At 61.7% G+C, this 16,087-nt stretch carries 12 protein-coding genes and 1 pseudogene; 8 read left to right on the top strand and 5 right to left on the bottom strand.

The genetic code is table 11. From position 1 onward, the window contains the following. Window positions 1–74: 74 nt before the first annotated feature. Window positions 75–1,755, top strand: a pseudogene (locus ABID16_RS23335) (IlvD/Edd family dehydratase); the annotation flags it as partial. A 65-nt stretch (window positions 1,756–1,820) separates the two neighbouring features. Here ABID16_RS23335 and ABID16_RS23330 read toward each other — a convergent pair. From ABID16_RS23330 to ABID16_RS23310, 5 genes are all read right to left on the bottom strand, one after another. Beyond that, window positions 1,821–2,819 (bottom strand): ABC transporter permease, encoded by a 999-nt coding sequence (locus tag ABID16_RS23330; protein WP_354558782.1) that lies wholly within the window; start codon window positions 2,817–2,819, stop codon window positions 1,821–1,823. 10 nt (window positions 2,820–2,829) lie between these two features. Beyond that, window positions 2,830–4,332 carry a sugar ABC transporter ATP-binding protein gene (locus tag ABID16_RS23325; protein ID WP_354558781.1) on the bottom strand — a complete coding sequence of 501 codons (1,503 nt, stop codon included), beginning with the start codon at window positions 4,330–4,332 and terminating at the stop codon, window positions 2,830–2,832. A 78-nt stretch (window positions 4,333–4,410) separates the two neighbouring features. Continuing rightward, on the bottom strand, window positions 4,411–5,361 hold the full coding sequence (locus ABID16_RS23320) for a sugar-binding protein (RefSeq protein ID WP_354558780.1): 951 nt from the start codon (window positions 5,359–5,361) through the stop codon (window positions 4,411–4,413). A gap of 142 nt (window positions 5,362–5,503) precedes the next feature. Next, complete coding sequence (locus tag ABID16_RS23315; protein ID WP_354558779.1) at window positions 5,504–6,496, bottom strand: substrate-binding domain-containing protein; 993 nt, start codon at window positions 6,494–6,496, stop codon at window positions 5,504–5,506. Between the two features lie 42 nt (window positions 6,497–6,538). Beyond that, complete coding sequence (locus tag ABID16_RS23310) at window positions 6,539–7,519, bottom strand: NAD-dependent epimerase/dehydratase family protein (RefSeq protein WP_354558778.1); 981 nt, start codon at window positions 7,517–7,519, stop codon at window positions 6,539–6,541. A 142-nt stretch (window positions 7,520–7,661) separates the two neighbouring features. Here ABID16_RS23310 and ABID16_RS23305 point away from each other — a divergent pair, with 142 nt between their 5' ends. The 7 genes from ABID16_RS23305 (at window position 7,662) to ABID16_RS23275 (ending at window position 15,652) form a co-directional block, all read left to right on the top strand. Continuing rightward, window positions 7,662–8,402: an ATP-binding cassette domain-containing protein gene (locus ABID16_RS23305; RefSeq protein WP_354558777.1), complete on the top strand. Its 741-nt coding sequence runs from the start codon at window positions 7,662–7,664 to the stop codon at window positions 8,400–8,402. Between the two features lie 12 nt (window positions 8,403–8,414). Continuing rightward, window positions 8,415–9,404, top strand: coding sequence for an ABC transporter permease (locus ABID16_RS23300; protein ID WP_354558776.1), 990 nt, complete (start codon window positions 8,415–8,417; stop codon window positions 9,402–9,404). A 49-nt stretch (window positions 9,405–9,453) separates the two neighbouring features. Next, complete coding sequence (locus tag ABID16_RS23295; protein WP_354558775.1) at window positions 9,454–10,452, top strand: LacI family DNA-binding transcriptional regulator; 999 nt, start codon at window positions 9,454–9,456, stop codon at window positions 10,450–10,452. A 379-nt stretch (window positions 10,453–10,831) separates the two neighbouring features. After that, entirely contained in the window at window positions 10,832–11,968 is a 1,137-nt protein-coding gene (locus ABID16_RS23290; RefSeq protein ID WP_354558774.1) for a sugar ABC transporter substrate-binding protein, read from the top strand. Between the two features lie 125 nt (window positions 11,969–12,093). Beyond that, complete coding sequence (locus ABID16_RS23285) at window positions 12,094–13,626, top strand: sugar ABC transporter ATP-binding protein (RefSeq protein ID WP_354558773.1); 1,533 nt, start codon at window positions 12,094–12,096, stop codon at window positions 13,624–13,626. A gap of 8 nt (window positions 13,627–13,634) precedes the next feature. Beyond that, on the top strand, window positions 13,635–14,684 hold the full coding sequence (locus ABID16_RS23280) for an ABC transporter permease (protein WP_354558772.1): 1,050 nt from the start codon (window positions 13,635–13,637) through the stop codon (window positions 14,682–14,684). 8 nt (window positions 14,685–14,692) lie between these two features. Continuing rightward, window positions 14,693–15,652: an ABC transporter permease gene (locus tag ABID16_RS23275; protein ID WP_354558771.1), complete on the top strand. Its 960-nt coding sequence runs from the start codon at window positions 14,693–14,695 to the stop codon at window positions 15,650–15,652. The last annotated feature ends 435 nt before the right edge of the window (window positions 15,653–16,087 follow it).

The raw sequence follows: 16,087 nt of genomic DNA, 5'->3' as shown, positions 1-16,087 counted from the left end.
CCTGCCGAGGTCTTCCGAGCCAATGTTATCGGACATGGCTACCGAACCGAGAAACTGTCACGCCGACCAAAGTCGCACTTGGGCTAGCGCGTCCAATGAATTACGGCATTACGCCCGAGGAGCTTCGCGCCGGCAAACCGATCATCGCCATCGCCCAGTCGGGCAGCGACCTCAATCCCTGCAATCGGCACCACCTCGAACTGGCGCGGCGCGTCCGCGACGGAATCCGCGACGCCGGCGGCATCCCGATCGAATTCCCCACGCATCCGCTGTTTGAAAACTGCAAGCGGCCTACGGCAGCGTTGGACCACAACCTTGCCTATCTTGGAATTGTCGAGATCCTTTACGGCTATCCGCTCGACGGCGTGGTCTTGACGACCGGCTGCGACAAGACCACACCATCGACATTCCCGCGATCGTCTTTTCGGGGGGTCCGATGCTCGACGGATGGCACGATGGCGACCTGGTCGGTTCCGGCACCGTGATCTGGCGCTCAAGGCGTGCGACGGCGGCGGGCGAAATGTCGCGCGAGGAATTTCTTGAGGCTGCACTGGATTCGGCGCCGTCCGTCGGTCACTGCAACACGATGGGCACCGCCTCGACCATGAATGCGATGGCCGAGGCACTGGGCATGTCGCTGACAGGCTGCGCCGCCATTCCGGCCGCATATCGCGAACGCGGTCAGATGGCCTATCGCACCGGCCTTCGAGCGGTGGAGCTGGTCAGGGAGGAATCAAGCCCTCCGACATCCTGACGCGCGACGCCTTCATCAACGCGATCAAGGTGAATTCCGCGATCGGCGGTTCGACGAACGCTCAGCCGCATCTCGCAGCGATGGCAAAGCACGTCGGCGTCGAACTTTTTCCCGAGGACTGGCAGATTCACGGTTTCGATATTCCGCTGCTGGCAAACGTCCAGCCGGCTGGCACCTATCTCGGCGAGCGGTTCCACCGCGCCGGCGGCGTCCCGGCGGTGATGTGGGAGTTGCTGCAGGCGGGCAAGATCGACGGCAACTGCCGGACCGTGACCGGCAAGACGGTTGCCGACAATCTGAAGCGCCGGGAGGCAACCGATCGCGAGGTGATCAAACCCTATGGCGAGCCGCTCAAGGAGCGCGCGGGTTTTCTCGTTCTCAAAGGCAATCTGTTCGATTTTGCGATCATGAAGATGAGCGTGATCTCGGAGGAATTTCGCCGCCGATATCTCTCGGCGGCGGGCAGCGAGGGCGTATTCGAGGGCATGGCAGTCGTTTTCGACGGATCGGAAGATTATCACGCGCGGATCAATGATCCCTCGCTCAATATCGACGAGCGCACCATTCTCGTCATTCGCGGCGCCGGACCGCTCGGTTGGCCGGGCGCGGCCGAGGTTGTCAACATGCAGCCGCCGGACCATCTGCTCAAGAAGGGAATTACCAGTCTCCCGACCATCGGCGGCGGACGCCAATCCGGAACTGCCGACAGCCCCTCGATACTCAACGCTTCGCCCGAAAGCGCGGCCGGCGGCGGGCTTGCGTTTCTGAGAACCGGCGACACGATCCGGCTCGACTTCAATGAGGGTCGATGCGACATGCTCGTATCGCAAGACGAAATCGAGATGAGAAAGGGCGACGGCCTTCCGAATGTTCCACCTTCGGCGACGCCGTGGCAAATACTTTACCGACAGACGGTCACGCAGCTTTCGGAGGGCGCTACGATCAAGGGCGCAACCGATTTCCGCGGCATCGCACGCACGCCGCCCCGCCATAATCACTAAAGACGCCTGGCCTTGCGGTGCGTGTCGCTGGTTCATACCTCAACTGCTGGTCTCTTCGCACGCGCTTAGCTGGCCTCTTCGACCTGTCTGGCAAGGCCGGACATCGTCGCTTTATGCCGGCGTCGCTGCCTGTAGGCTTCGACCTGCGTGTCGGCGATCACGCCGAGCAGGATGACGCTGCCCATCACCGCGAAGTTGAGCGACGAGGGGATGCCGAGCAGATTGACGAGGTTCTGCAGAACCTGAAGCAGGATGACGCCCAGCACCACGCCGATGATGGAGCCTTCGCCACCCCGGAGCGAGAAGCCGCCCAGCACGGCGGCGGCAATTCCGTAGAGCTCATAGAAATTGCCGTGCGAGGCGGGCTGGACCGAACGGGTATACATCGCAAAGAAGACGGCCGAGACGGCGGTCAGGAAAATGCAGAGCACATAGGCCGAGACGATCACGCGCCGGGTATTGATCCCGGCATAGCGGGCCGCCACCTCATTCTTGCCGACGGCAAAGAGATGGCGGCCGAAGACAGTGCGATGCAAGATGAACCAGGCGACCACCGTGACGACGGCAAAAGCGATGACGGAATGGGGTATGCCGGCGGTGCGGCCCGCCACGATCCGTTCCAGCATAGGAAAGTCCGACCCGAAGGTGAACCCCGCCGTTCCGTCCTTGGTATAGAAGCGGGCAACCCCGCGATAGATCAGCAGGCCGCAAAGCGTGACCACGAAAGGCTGGAGGTGCAGTCTGGTGATGAGCCATCCATGCAGCAGTCCGATCAGGATGCCCAGCACCAGCACGACGCCCAGCGCCACCGGCCACGCAACGCCCCAGGTGGCGATGAGGTCGATGAAGATGACGCCGAGAAGCGCAATGACCGAGCCGATGGAGAGTTCGATGCCGCCCGTCACGATGACGATGGCCTCGGCGATCGAGAACAGGCCGAAGAGCCCGATCAGGTTTGCGGTATTGGCAAGATTGACGGGCGAGATGAACCTTGGATTGACGAGGGCGACGATCGTGCCCACGCAGAGAACAAGCACCGCCAATCCCAGATCTTTCTTGTGCATGTGAGCCTTCCTATTCGACAGCAAGCCGGAGGATGTTTTCCTCGGAGAGTTCATGGCGTTCGAGCAAGCCCGAAACGCGGCCCCGGCTCATCACCATCACCCGGTTGGAGACGCCGATCACCTCCTCCATGTCCGAGGAAATCATCAGCAGCGCAGCGCCCTGCGCCGCCAGCCGCCGCATCAGATGGTAGACCTCCGCCTTGGCGCCGACATCGATACCGCGCGTCGGTTCATCGAGAATGATGACGCGCGGCCGGGTCGCCAGCCATTTGGCCAATACGATCTTCTGCTGGTTGCCGCCCGACAGTTCGCCGGCGGGCCGTTCCAGTCGCGGCGCCTTGATGGAGAACTCCCGCCGCGCATTGTCGGCAAGCGCGAGTTCGGCATCGCGGTCGACGAAGCCATTCCGGGAGATTGCGGAAAGGCTGGGAGCCGCGATGTTCTCGGCGACGGAAAAGTCCAGGAACAGGCCTTCCGACTTCCGATCCTCGGGAACGAGGCATACGCCAGCCTTGATCGCCTCCATCACTGAGCCAGGCGGCACCGTCTTTCCCGACACCTCCACCGTCCCGCCATCCGGCATGACGATGCCAAAGAGGACGCGCGCAAGTTCGCTGCGCCCCGCCCCCACCAGCCCGGCAAGCCCGAGGATCTCGCCGCCACGCAAGGCAAGATTGACCGTTTCATGGGGATAGGTCCGCGTCCTCAGCCCCTTCGTTTCGAGCACGATAGCACCGGCCGGCTGTGCCGATGTCTCGTAGAACTGAGAGACATCGCGGCCGATCATCAGCCGCACCATCGCATCCTTGTCGATATCGGCGCGCTCAAGCCCGCCGGCATTCCTGCCGTCGCGCAGGCCGACAACGCGATCTGCGATCTCCTCGACCTCGCCCAGCCGATGCGTGATGAAGAGGATCGCCACGCCATCGTCGCGCAAACGCCGGATGATTGTCAGCAGCCGCTGCGTCTCGGACAGTGTGAGGCTGGAGGTCGGTTCGTCGAGGATCAGCAGGCGGACATTGATGGAAAGAGCCCGTGCAATCTCCAGCAATTGCTGGTCCGCCAGCGACAGGCCGGAGACCGGATCGTTCGGCCCGAACCGGGTCCCCAGCATCTCAAGAAGCGGGCGAACCCTCCCCTCCATGGCCTTGCTATCCAGGACGCCGAACCTGCCTTTTCGGATTTCGCGGCCCAAGAGGACATTGGCGGTTACATCGAGATTGGAGAAGGGGTTCAGCTCCTGGTGGACGAAGGCGATGCCGTGTTCCACCGCCCGCGCTGGCGTCAGGTCCGTAACGTCGGAACCATCAATGACGATACGGCCGCGGTCCGGAGCGATCGTGCCGCCCAGCACCTTCATCAGCGTCGACTTCCCCGCGCCATTTTCGCCGATCAGACCGACAACCTCGCCGCCGCGGATGGCAAGCGACACGTCGTCCAGAGCGATCACACCGGGATAGATCTTGGTGACACCGACGAGTTCCAGCGAAATGGGCTTTTCAAGGTGAGGCATGCGCGCGCTCCAGCGGCTCCCGTCATGAGCCTGCGCGCAAACAGCGTCGCGCGCAGGTCAACATCGGGATGCAGACGATCAGCCGCCAATGCGGGCTTTCAGTTCGCTCGAGAAGGCATCGACATTGCTCTTGTCGATGACCTTCGTCGGAACGATGATCAGCCCGTTTTGCGGAATCTTGGACTTGTCGCCTTCGAGATAGGCCGCCATCAGCTTCGTGCCCTGATAGCCCCACTGATAGGGATCCTGCACGACCGTCCCCGCGAAAGAACCGTCCTTGACCGCGCCCAGCGTAATCGGGTCTTCATCGAAGGCCACGACCGTGATCTTGCCGAGCTTGCCGGCGGCCTGCAGGGCTTCGTAGATCTTGGGCGGATTGTAGGAATAGAAACCGACCATGCAGTTGATGTCCGGGTTGGCGGCCAGCACGTCGTCCACATTGGAGCGGGCGCGCGGGAAGTCTACGTCGTCGGCGCGAACATCGACCAGTTCGATGCCCTTGCCCTCGACGGCCTTCTTGAAGCCGGCGATGCGCTCCTTCGCATTGTCCGCCCCGAGGAAGCCGACAAAGCCCATGCATTTACCACCCTTGGGCATGGCTTTCACCGCGATCTCGCCCGCCTGGACGCCGGCATCCGTGTTGGACGAACCGAGGTAGGCGATGCGCTTGGATTGCGGGGCATCGCTGTCTGTGGTGAACAGCGGCACCTGCCCGGCGATCCGGTTGAACGCATCGATCGAGTTCTTCGGATCTGCGGACGAAATCATGATCGCGTCCGTGCCGGCGGCGACAAGATCGTCCATCAATGCGTTCTGCAGGGCGGCTGTCCCCTGCGCGGGGTAGCGGAATTGCAGTTCATACCCCGGCAGTTCTTTCTGTGCCGCCTTCACGCCGGCTTCGGCCAGCTTCCAGAAATCAGAGGCTGCATTGACGACAAAAGCCAGCGCGGGCTTGTCTGCGGCCATGGCCGTCGTGGCGCTCAGCGCGAGCGCCGCAAGGGCCGAAATTGCGATAATCTTCTTCTTCATGATGTCCTCCCAAGGCCCGCTCCACCGGACCGCAATTTTTCAGGTTGAAGATAGCGTTCCGAAGCGCGGAACCTCTGCGCTCCCGAACGTCCGTATTGAGCGGCGCAAGATCGATGTGGGCCGACTGCCCCGCCCGGAGGTCTCAGTTCTTCTCGCAGAAGCCCGGCGCTTCGGCCGTGCAGACATCGAGACCGGTGTAAAGCGGATCATCGACCTTCTCGCCCTTGATCAGCTGGATCATGACGTCAGGCGCGCGATAGCCCATTTCGAAAGGCCGCTGACCGACCTGGGCGTGGCTCCGTCCCTCGCGGAAAGCCTGCGTCTGCGGCGGCAGCGTATCGCCGGCGATGATCACGAGCTTCTTCGATTTCAGCTTGTCCATCACCTGGTTGGTAACCTGCGTATAGGCCTGCGGAGCAAACTGCGCCCAGCCGCCGATCAGGATGAAGGCGTCGAGATCCGCATGGGCCGTGAAGACATCCGACATCTGCTGGTTGGCAAGGTCCGCCTGGTCGTTGGTAAAGACCGGGCATCCCTCGATTTCCTTCCAGCCGTTCTGGCCCGTCAGCCTGTCGACATTCTTCGCGCCTGCCAGCGTGTCGCGGAAGCCTTGCGCGCGGGCATTGATATTGGCAGCAGCCACGTTGCCGAGCTGCAGGCAGACAGAGCCGCCCTTGGCCTTGAGCGCCTTGGCCTGCTCTGCCATCTTGACACCCATCAGATAGTTGTCAGTGCCGAGATAGGTCTTGCGCAGCATGCGGTCCGGCTCGAGGAAATCCGCATCGATGGTCATGACCGGCACCTTCGGTGCGATTTCGCGAATGCGGGTGGCCATGGCCGGTGCATTCGAGGGCGAGATCGCGATGGCCGCAACGCCCTTGGTCAGAAGATCGTCGACAATCTGCACTTCACCGGCCTCATCGGCCGAGGAAGCAGGTCCGGTGTAAAGGCACTTGTACTCGCTGTCGGCATGTTCCGAGAGCCATTTCTTGCAACCCAGGTTGATCTGCTCGAAAAACGGGTTGTCCAGCCCCTTGACCACGATGGCCAAAGTCTTCTTGTCTGCGGCGCCGGCCTGTCCGGCGTAAAGCGCGACCGCCGAGAGGGCGGTTATTGCCAGATATTTGAATTTCATTGCACTTCTCCTCCTTTGCAAAAGCCGACGAAGGAAGCGTCCTCAGCCGGGATACCAGACGATGCGCGGGTCTCCCTCCCCGCGCCGGTATTTCCATGCACGCTCGACCAGCTCCTCAAGGTCGACCGAAGGGTTCCAGCCCAGCACCTTCCGGGCCTTGGTGTTGTCGAGCCAGTTGCTGTGAAAGGGCGTCTCGATCTCGAGACCCTCGAGCCGCTCGCTCCTCCCGAGCACCGGACCGAGAGCGCCGTAATCGACAGGCTCGTTCATCGCGATGTGGAACAGTTCGCCAAAGGCCTGCGGGTTATCCAGCGAGAGCAGGATCGCCTCCACCAGATCATCGACATGGACGAAGTTCCGCTTGAGGAAACCGCCGTTCGCATCCTTCAGGAGGGGGTAGTAGCCCCCGTGCCTCACCCGCTCCAGGGTCACCTCATTCAGCAGCGTCTCCCAGGCCGGGCCGCCGAACTGCGTGTCGTCCAGCCTGAGCGCATAGCGAAAGTCGTCCTTCTCCATGATCCAGGGCGCGCGCAGCGTCGTAACGCTCAGGCCGTACTGAATGGCGTATTGCTCCAGCATCACCTCTTCGAGAACCTTGGTCAGCGCGTAGCTGCCGGGATAGGAGCGCCGTGGCGCCGCCTCGGTGATCGGCGCGGAATAGTCCTGAAAAATATGGCCGACGACGCAATCGCCGCTGAGCAGCAGGAACTGGCGCGCGTCCGGCGCGACGCGAAACCGTTCGAGCATCAGATAAAGGCCCTTCAAGGCAACATCGATGGCCTGCCCCGGCGTCTCCTTGACCGCCGCCAGATGCACGACATGCGTCACGCCTTCGAGTGCCTCGGCAATCACGCTTTCATCGGACATTGAACCGCGCACGACATGTACGCGCTCGCCTGCATCAATCGTCCGGTTATTACAAAGAGCAACGACGTCCCAGCCGGAAAACCGCTGCGCGCTGAGGAAGGCGGGCAAAAAAGCCTGACCAACCTTCCCGGCCGCACCTGTCACCAGCAGCTTCATCCGTCCCCCCTGATCATTTTCTCTTATTGGTTGAGATATTTATTTACTAATAATATTAAGTCAAGCTATTATTAATTTAATGAGAGCAGACGAGACGGGAGGAAAGGTCCCGTGTTCTCGGAAAAAAGGGGAGGAGCGATGCATGTCGAGGCTTGTTTTGTCGGGAATATCGAAGAGTTACGGAGCCATTCAGGCGCTCTCTTCGGTTTCACTTTCGCTCAATCCCGGGGAGGTTCTGGGGCTGATGGGCGACAATGGCGCGGGGAAGAGCACGCTTGTGAAAATCATCGCCGGCAACTTCGCTCCGTCCGCGGGCGAGATCTCGATCGACGGCCAGCCGGTGGTTTTTCACAAGCCGAAAGATGCGCAGCGCGAAGGCATCGAGGTGGTCTATCAGGACCTCGCGCTATGCGACAACCTGACAGCAGCCTCCAACGTCTTCCTCGGCCGCGAGCCGATGGCGAAGCTCGGTCCTGTCCGATACGTCAACTATCGCCACATGAACGAAGTGGCGGCCGATCTCTTCAAACAGCTTAAGTCGGAAACGCGCCCGCGCGATCTGGTCCGGAAAATGTCCGGCGGCCAGCGGCAGGCGGTCGCCATTGCCCGCACGCTCCTCTCCCGGCCGAAGATCGTCATGATGGATGAGCCGACGGCGGCCATTTCGGTTCGGCAAGTGCATGAGGTGCTGGAGCTGATCCGCCGGCTCCGCGATCAAGGCATCACCGTGATCCTGATTTCTCACCGCATGCCGGACGTTTTCAGCGTCGCCGACAGGATCACCGTGCTTAGGCGCGGCGAACTGGTCGCCAACAAGCCGGCCGCCCGCTCCACCCCGGAGGAAGTCACAGGACTGATTACCGGCGCGATCGAAGCGGCATAGGAGGGGAAGGTCATGACGACAATCGAAGACGTTATCGCACGAAGCCAGCACAAGACCCTTCTGGCCCGCATGACGAACCTGCAGCTTTTCTGGGTTTTCCTCGCGGCCGTCGTGGCCTGCGTGGCCCTGACATTGCTCACCGATACATTCGCGACCGAACGGAACCTCTTCAACGTCGCACGCAACTTCGCCTTCGTCGGCATCATCGCCATCGGCATGACGACGGTGATCGCTTCCGGTGGCATCGACCTCTCGGTCGGCTCGTCGGTGGCGCTTAGCGCCATGGTCATCAGCGTCCTCATGGCCGGTGGTATGGGGTTCTGGCCGGCCGCCGTTCTGGCGCTCGGAGCTGCATTGCTGGTGGGCGTGCTGAACGGCGTGCTGATCGCCTATGGAGGCATGCCAGCCTTTGTGGTCACACTGGGCACATTATCGGGCGTCCGCTCACTCGCCATGGTGCTTTCGGACAACAAGATGATGTGGGAATTCGGCCCGGACCATAACCTTCTGCTGTGGATCGGCGGCGGTTCGACGCTGGGCATCCCGCATCCGCTTTACGCTCTGGCGCTTCTCACCGTCGTCGTCTCATTGGCGTTCAAATGGACCCGCTGGGGACAATATGTCTTCGCCATCGGCGGCAATGAAAACGCTGCAGTCCTCACCGGCATTCCGGTGAAACGCATCAAGGTCAGCATCTACATGTTCTCCGCCTTCACCGCCGGCCTTTCCGGCATCCTGATGGCGGGGTGGCTCGGCAGCGTGACGACGAATCTCGGCCAGTCGATGGAGCTGACGGTGATCGCAGCGGCTGTCATCGGCGGCGCGAACCTGGCAGGTGGCGAAGGCACCGCCATTGGCGCGTTGCTTGGCGCGCTGTTGACAGAGGTCATCCGCAATTCGATGATCCTTTTGGGTATCTCGACATTCTGGCAGGGAATGTTCATAGGTACCTTCATCATAGTTGCCGTGGCATTTGACCGGATCAGGCATTTCAGGTCCTGAACGATTGCGTGCCTGACAGTCGGCTGTGGCATCGGTCATGGAGAATGCATTGAAACCCACAATGATGGATGTCGCCGCGCGAGCGGGCGTCTCACAGGCGACAGTCTCACTCATTCTCAATGGCAGCTCCGGAGCGCGTTTCAGTGCAGCGACACGGAAACGCGTCTTCGATGCCGCGGCTGAACTCGGTTACAGGCTTTCCAACCGCACCGCGTCGGCCAACGGCAATGGCAACAAAGTCATCGTTTTTACCGTCGACGAATTGACGACGGACCCCTGGATGGCCCTGGCCTATGAAGGCGCGCGCCAGAAGGCTCTTGAACTCGGCATGATCGTCACTCTCGGCGTCTACCGCAAGGACGAAGACCCGCAGGAAGCGGTCTTCTCGGTCTGCGAAAGCCAGACGCTGGTGGGTTACATCTTCGGCACCATACTGACCCGCAAGGTGGAGCCTCCGGAAGCCCTGTTCCGCGCGCCTTCGGTGCTCGTCAACTGCTACGACCAGCAACGCCGCCTGCCGTCCATCATCCCCGGTGACGTCGCAGGTGCTCGCGCAGCAACGGAGCGGATGATACGCAACGGGCGCAAGCGCATTGCCCTGATCAACGGCCAGGAGGGCCTCGACAACCCCCGCGACCGACTGCACGGATACAAGCAGGCGCTGGCCAGCAACGATCTCGCCTTCGACCCGAAACTCGTTCACTACGGCAACTGGGAACCGTCCTCGGGCTACTCAAAGACCCACGAGCTGATGAAGCTCCCGAACCCGCCCGACGGGATCTTCTGCGCCAATGACCTGATGGCCATCGGCTGCATCGAGGCGCTCAAGGAACTCGGCAAGCGAATCCCGGAAGACGTTGCCGTCGTCGGCTTCGACAATCGCGACATCGCGCAGTTCACGCGCCCGCCCCTGACGACCTTCCATCTGCCCATGTACGAGATGGGTTCCATGGCCGTCGAGCTCATTCAGGACATTGCCGGCGGGCTGAACAGCTCGCATGACCAGCTGAAAGTGGAATGCCAGCTCGTCGAGCGCGCCTCGGGCTGACATACGAGCCTCGTGCAGGCGGAAATTACGCCGTCACCCCAGACCCCGTTTGACTTGCCGACGTGCGGCGACCGCTCGCGTTGACCCACTACGAAGAGACGGACAACAGCCGTGTCCGTTTTTTGTCGCCTATTAGTAATATTATTATTGACTTATAACCTGATCGCCCTGTTAATTGTCCGTATATGAGTTCTGCTAAAAAAAAGCTTAAGTTGTCCAGCGATTGATGAGGCGCAGGCAATCTCGGCGCGCAGAGTAGGCGGAACGGTCAGGGATACTGCCGGACGGAGGAGGCCCTCCTGCAGTTGCATGAGACGCACGCATGGGGTGGCGTCTGCCAAAGCGGGCACCGGAGAGAGGGTGCCGAAGGAGGAGGAAAATGAAACTTAAGGTACTATTGATTGCAACGACGGCATCCCTGCTGCTGAGCGCAGGCCTGTCGGTTGCCGGACCCAAAATCGTCTCGGGCCCCGGCGCCGAGCCCAAATGCTTCGCGCCGTGGGGCGCGGACACCAAGTACCTGCAGTGGGAAAAGAAGAAAGGGCCCTACAAGGTTGCCATCGTCAACGGCTTCGTTGGCAACACCTGGCGCATCCAGATGATCAAGACCGCCAAGGCCTATGCCGAAGATCCGGCCGTCAAGGGCAAGATCGCCGAGTTCAAGGTCGTCTCGACGGGAACGGACGCGCCGGCCCAGCTGGGCGCGATCGAGGATTTCATCAACCAGGGCTATGACGCCATCGTGACAATCGCGGTCGCGCCGGACGGCTTCGACCGCGTGATCCGCCTCGCCGACAAGAACAATGTCGTGCTGGTTCCCTTCGACAACGTTCTCGACACCGACAAGGTCATGCAGGTGAACGAGAACCAGCTCGAAATGGGCCGCAAGTGGGGCCAGTTCGCGCTCGACGAACTGCATGCCAAGGGCGTCAAGGGCGGCAAGATCCTCGAGGTTCGCGGCCTGCCCGGAAACTCCGTTGACCGCGACCGCTCTGTCGGCATCAACGAGGTGTTCAAGAAGGATGGCGGCAAGTGGGAAATGGTCTCCGTTGTCGGCAACTGGGATGATGGCACCACGCAGAAGGTTGTGGCGGACGCGATTGCCGTCCACGGCAAGTTCGATGCCGTTGTCGGCCAGGGCGGCTCCAACGGCGTCATCCAGGCGCTCAAGGACGCCAAGCATCCGTGGGTGCCGATTGCCGGTGAATCCGAAAACGGCTTCCGCAAGGCCATTGCCGAGCACTCTGCCGATGGCCTGAAGGGCATTTCGATCGGCCAGTCGCCGGGCCTGGTGGCCATTGCGATGAAGGCCGCGATCTCGGCGCTCGAAGGCAATGTCATGCCGCAGCTCATCTCGGTGCCGCTGCCGGTCGCCACCTACAAGGAGCTGAAGGACGGCCAGAACTACTGGTCCAATCTTCCGGACAACTTCTTCACCGTCAACGAGTTCCCGCCCTGCGGCGTGAACATCTCGGGCCCCGCCATCATGGCGCAGACCGAGTCCAACACGAAGTAAGCCCAGACCTGACATGCAGCATGCCGGTTCCGGCCGGCATGCCTTCATCCGGCTTCCCCGTCGATCCCGGCGGGCGCGGCTGGTCGAGTAAACTATGGCCAACCTGACCCGGAGGAGTAGGAATCGTGAACGACAGTCCCCGTGCGGGTGTTCCGATTATCGAATTGCGCGGCATTTCAAAATCCTTCTCGGGCGCAAGGGCGCTGAAGGATGTGGACTTTGCCTGCCGCAGCGGCAGCACCCACGCCATTCTCGGCGAGAACGGCGCCGGCAAGTCGACGCTGATCAAGATCATGTCCGGGGTTCTGCAGCCCGACACGGGCGCGATGTATCTCAACGGGCAGCAGGCGCGGTTTCGCTCGCCCTCCGAGGCCGCGAAATCCGGGATCGTCTGCATCTTCCAGGAACTGTCGCTGATGCCCGACCTGACGGTCGCGGACAATATCTCGATTTCCGATCCGCCGCGCCGCTTCGGACTGATCGACGGGCGCGCGCAACGGCGCCGCGCGGAAGCGCTTCTCGCCCGCATCAAATGCGAGGACGTGAACCCCAACGCACTGGTGCGCGACCTGTCACTGTCGCGCCGGCAGATGGTGGAAATCGCCAAGGCGCTCGGCATGGCGCCCAAGGTCCTGATCCTCGACGAGGCAACCTCGGCGCTGACAAGCCGCGATGTCGAAACCGTCTATGGGCTTCTGGGTGACCTGAAGACCGAGAATGTCGCGTCGCTCTTCATCTCCCACCGCATGCATGAAGTCGAGCGGCTCTGCGACACGCTGTCCGTTTTCCGAAACGGCAGCCATGTCGACACGTTTGCAAGGGGCGAGCGCTCTCCGGCAGAAATTGTGCGCTTGATGATCGGCCGGGATGTCGAGGCGCATTTCCCGCCGAAGCCCGCCCCGCGCCAGGCAGCCCCCTATTTCGAGATCGAGAACCTCTCCTGGGAAAACCGGCTGAAGGGCGTCAATCTCAGCGTCGGCAAGGGCGAAATCGTCGGCCTTGGCGGGCTGGACGGTCAGGGCCAGAAGGAATTGCTGCTCGCCCTCTTCGGCGTGCTTCGCGGCGTTGGCGGGCAGGTGAAAGCCGCCGGAACCACCATTTCGCCCTCCTCGCCCTATGCCGCCAAGACCGGCAGGACACGCATTGCGCTCGTTCCCGAAGACCGGAAGACGGAAGGGCTGATGCTGCCCATGTCGATTGCCGACAACCTGCTGGCCGCCTCCTTCGACAAGGTCTCAAGCGGCCCCTTCATCGACAGTGGCAAGGAAAAGGCCGCTGTCGAGGATGGCATTCGCAAGCTGCAGATCAAGATCAACGAGGCGACGGATGCCGTGGCGACGCTTTCGGGCGGCAACCAGCAGAAGGTGGTGATCGCCAAATGGCTGATGACCGAACCGGACGTCATTCTGCTCAACGATCCGACCCGCGGCATCGATGTCGGGACAAAACAGGAAATCTACAAGCTGATGCGCGAACTGGCCGACGAGGGGAAGGCGATCCTCTTCTATTCGACGGACTATGCCGAACTGGTCGGCTGCTGCGACCGTGTCGCCGTCATGTATGACGGAGCAATCACGACGGAACTCAGCGGTGAGGCCATCAACGAGGAAGCCATCGTGTCGGCGTCGCTCAACATCAACACCCAGTCGGCGGCATGAGGGCAGGCATGAACAAAATCAGGAATGCTCTCGCCAACAGCTTCCGCCAAAGCCGCGCCTTCTATGGCGCGCTTGCCCTGCTGCTGGTCATCTATCTGGTCTACAACATCCTTCATCCGCACGGATTTTCATCCGCCGTGCTGGTTCAGAATGCCAACGAGACGGTCGCCATTGCCTTTCTCGCGATGGCGCAGACCGTGCCGGTTCTTCTCGGCGGTCTCGACCTCAGTGTCGGCGCGGTCATGACCTTGACCTCCTGCATTGCCTCCGAACTCGTCCACGGCTCTCCCGCCGCAATCCTGTTCGGCATGTTCGTCACGCTGCTTTCGGGAACAGCCTTTGGCCTGATGAACGGCATCATCGTGGTCTACGGGCGGCTGCAGCCGATCATCGTCACGCTGGCAACGGGGGCTATTGCCATCGGCATTGCACTCTTCATCCGCCCCAAGCCCGGCGGCGAGATCGACGCCGATCTCAACTGGGCTTCAACCAACAGCCTTCGCGACCTTGTCGATACCTATCATCTGTTCGACCCGGATGCCGCATGGTTTGCGCCGGTCTCCTGGATACCGGTGCCGCTTATCACACTGCTGGTCGTCGCCTTTGCGGTCTGGATCCCGTTCCGGAAATCCGTCACCGGACGCACGGTCTATGCCATCGGCTCGGCGGAAGGGGCGGCCTACATGTCCGGCCTTCCGATCAACCGCGCCAAGATTGCAGCCTTTGCGCTCGCCGGCTTCTTTGCCGCCTGCGGCGGACTTTATCTGGCAATCCAGACCTCGTCGGGCAATGCCGACGTGATGCAGGCCGGCGCCTATACGCTGAATTCCATCGCCGCCGTAGTGCTGGGCGGCACGTCGCTTCTGGGCGGCATTGGCGGAGCGATTGCCTCGCTGGTCGGGGCCTGCATCCTGCGCGTCATTTCCTTCTACTTCCGGATTGTCTCGATCGATCCGCTGCTGCAGCCGCTGATCGAAGGCATCGTGCTGCTCGCAGCCGTCAGCCTCGGCGCGCTGCGCACGCTTCGGGTCAAGAACAATCTGGACCTCTTTCGCTAGGTGATGTGATGAACAGTTTCCTTTCCAGTATCCGGCCCGAGAACAAGCCGATCGCCGTCGCATCGCTGTTCATTGTCGTCATCCTGCTGATCGGCACCGGCTATACGCTGAGCGTGCAGGGCTCGGCGCCGCTGCTGTCGCCCAACTATCTGCTGCAGCAATTGCAGACCGGATCGTTCCTGGGCATCGTGGCAGCGGGCATGATGATGGTCATCCTGCTCGGCCATATCGATCTCTCCGTGCCATGGACGCTGACCGCATCCGCCATGATGGCGGCAAGCGTGGGCGGCAACATGGCCTTGCCGACCGGCATCGCGGTCGGTCTGGCGGTGGGGCTCGTCAACGGGCTGGGCATCGCCTATCTCCGCATTCCCTCGATGATCTTCACGCTGGGGGTCGATTCCGTCCTGCGCGGCCTCATGGTCGCCCATACCGGCGGCTTTGCACCGCAGGACCAGGCAACGCCGCTGATGCGCTTTCTCGCCGCCGAACGGCTCTTCGGCATCCCGGTCGCGATCTTCGTCTGGGCCTTCGTTTCGATCTGCATTGCGCTCATCCTCACCCGCACGAGCTTCGGGCGATCGATCTATGCGACGGGCAACCGCGAGGGTGCCGCCTATCTCTCCGGCATTCGCACCCGCATGGTCATCATCGGCGCCTTCATGGCTTCGGGCGTCTGCGCAGCCATCGCCGGCGTGCTTCTGGCCGGCTATTCGGCCAAGGCCTATCAGGGCATGGGGCTTCCCTATCTTCTGCCGGCAATCGCCGCCGTCGTGCTGGGCGGCACCCGCATTCTCGGCGGTCAGGGCCGCTATGTCGGCACGCTGGTCGGGGTGGTACTGATCGTTCTCCTCAACTCCGTGCTCTCGATCATGCAGATGCCCGAAGCCGGCCGCCAGATCATCTACGGCGCCGTCATCATCAGCATGCTGCTCGTCTACGGCCGCGGCGTGAAGGTGGCGTCCTGAGCCAGCGACTTCATGTGGAAATTTGGCATCCGGGTGCCCGAGCTGTGGCGGCTTTCAGGTCTAACACTCCGGCAAACCGTCATGTGGGGCCAGCCCCGAAAGTGCTTGACAGAGTAAGCGACGGTCTCCTCACCGATCTGCCGCGGGCCAATCGTTGGCCGGCTGATCACTTTCGAGTCCCCACGCGTCGCCAGCAGGATCACGGCCATAGGCGATTTGCAGCCAGTTGATCTCTTCCAGGAAATGTACCGCTTGAGGATAGATTGCTCCAAACCCTGAAACAGTGTCAGCACCTCGCACGGCGCAAATACCGCGTTGTTTGGGGCTGGGCGGCGCTCTGCCCGGCTAGAGCGTTTCACCTTTTAACGGAAACATATCCGGCGTTTTCGAGATAGTTCGCACATTCGTCTGGTTGGATTGTTTGGACGAGCGCGC

This window comes from Limnomicrobium aquaticum (genome assembly GCF_040545545.1).
GTDB classification, from domain to species: Bacteria; Pseudomonadota; Alphaproteobacteria; order Rhizobiales; family Rhizobiaceae; genus Ensifer_A; species Ensifer_A aquaticum.
Note: the sequence above shows the minus strand (reverse complement) of the source record. Positions and strands in the feature narration are given on the sequence as shown.

Excerpts from the sequence above, each read along its gene's own strand:
- ABID16_RS23330 (WP_354558782.1), bottom strand. The coding sequence starts at position 2,819 with ATGCACAAGAAAGATCTGGGATTGGCGGTGCTTGTTCTCTGCGTGGGC.
- ABID16_RS23325 (WP_354558781.1), bottom strand. The coding sequence starts at position 4,332 with ATGCCTCACCTTGAAAAGCCCATTTCGCTGGAACTCGTCGGTGTCACC.
- ABID16_RS23320 (WP_354558780.1), bottom strand. The coding sequence starts at position 5,361 with ATGAAGAAGAAGATTATCGCAATTTCGGCCCTTGCGGCGCTCGCGCTG.
- ABID16_RS23315 (WP_354558779.1), bottom strand. The coding sequence starts at position 6,496 with ATGAAATTCAAATATCTGGCAATAACCGCCCTCTCGGCGGTCGCGCTT.
- ABID16_RS23310 (WP_354558778.1), bottom strand. The coding sequence starts at position 7,519 with ATGAAGCTGCTGGTGACAGGTGCGGCCGGGAAGGTTGGTCAGGCTTTT.
- ABID16_RS23305 (WP_354558777.1), top strand. The coding sequence starts at position 7,662 with ATGTCGAGGCTTGTTTTGTCGGGAATATCGAAGAGTTACGGAGCCATT.
- ABID16_RS23300 (WP_354558776.1), top strand. The coding sequence starts at position 8,415 with ATGACGACAATCGAAGACGTTATCGCACGAAGCCAGCACAAGACCCTT.
- ABID16_RS23290 (WP_354558774.1), top strand. The coding sequence starts at position 10,832 with ATGAAACTTAAGGTACTATTGATTGCAACGACGGCATCCCTGCTGCTG.
- ABID16_RS23280 (WP_354558772.1), top strand. The coding sequence starts at position 13,635 with ATGAACAAAATCAGGAATGCTCTCGCCAACAGCTTCCGCCAAAGCCGC.
- ABID16_RS23275 (WP_354558771.1), top strand. The coding sequence starts at position 14,693 with ATGAACAGTTTCCTTTCCAGTATCCGGCCCGAGAACAAGCCGATCGCC.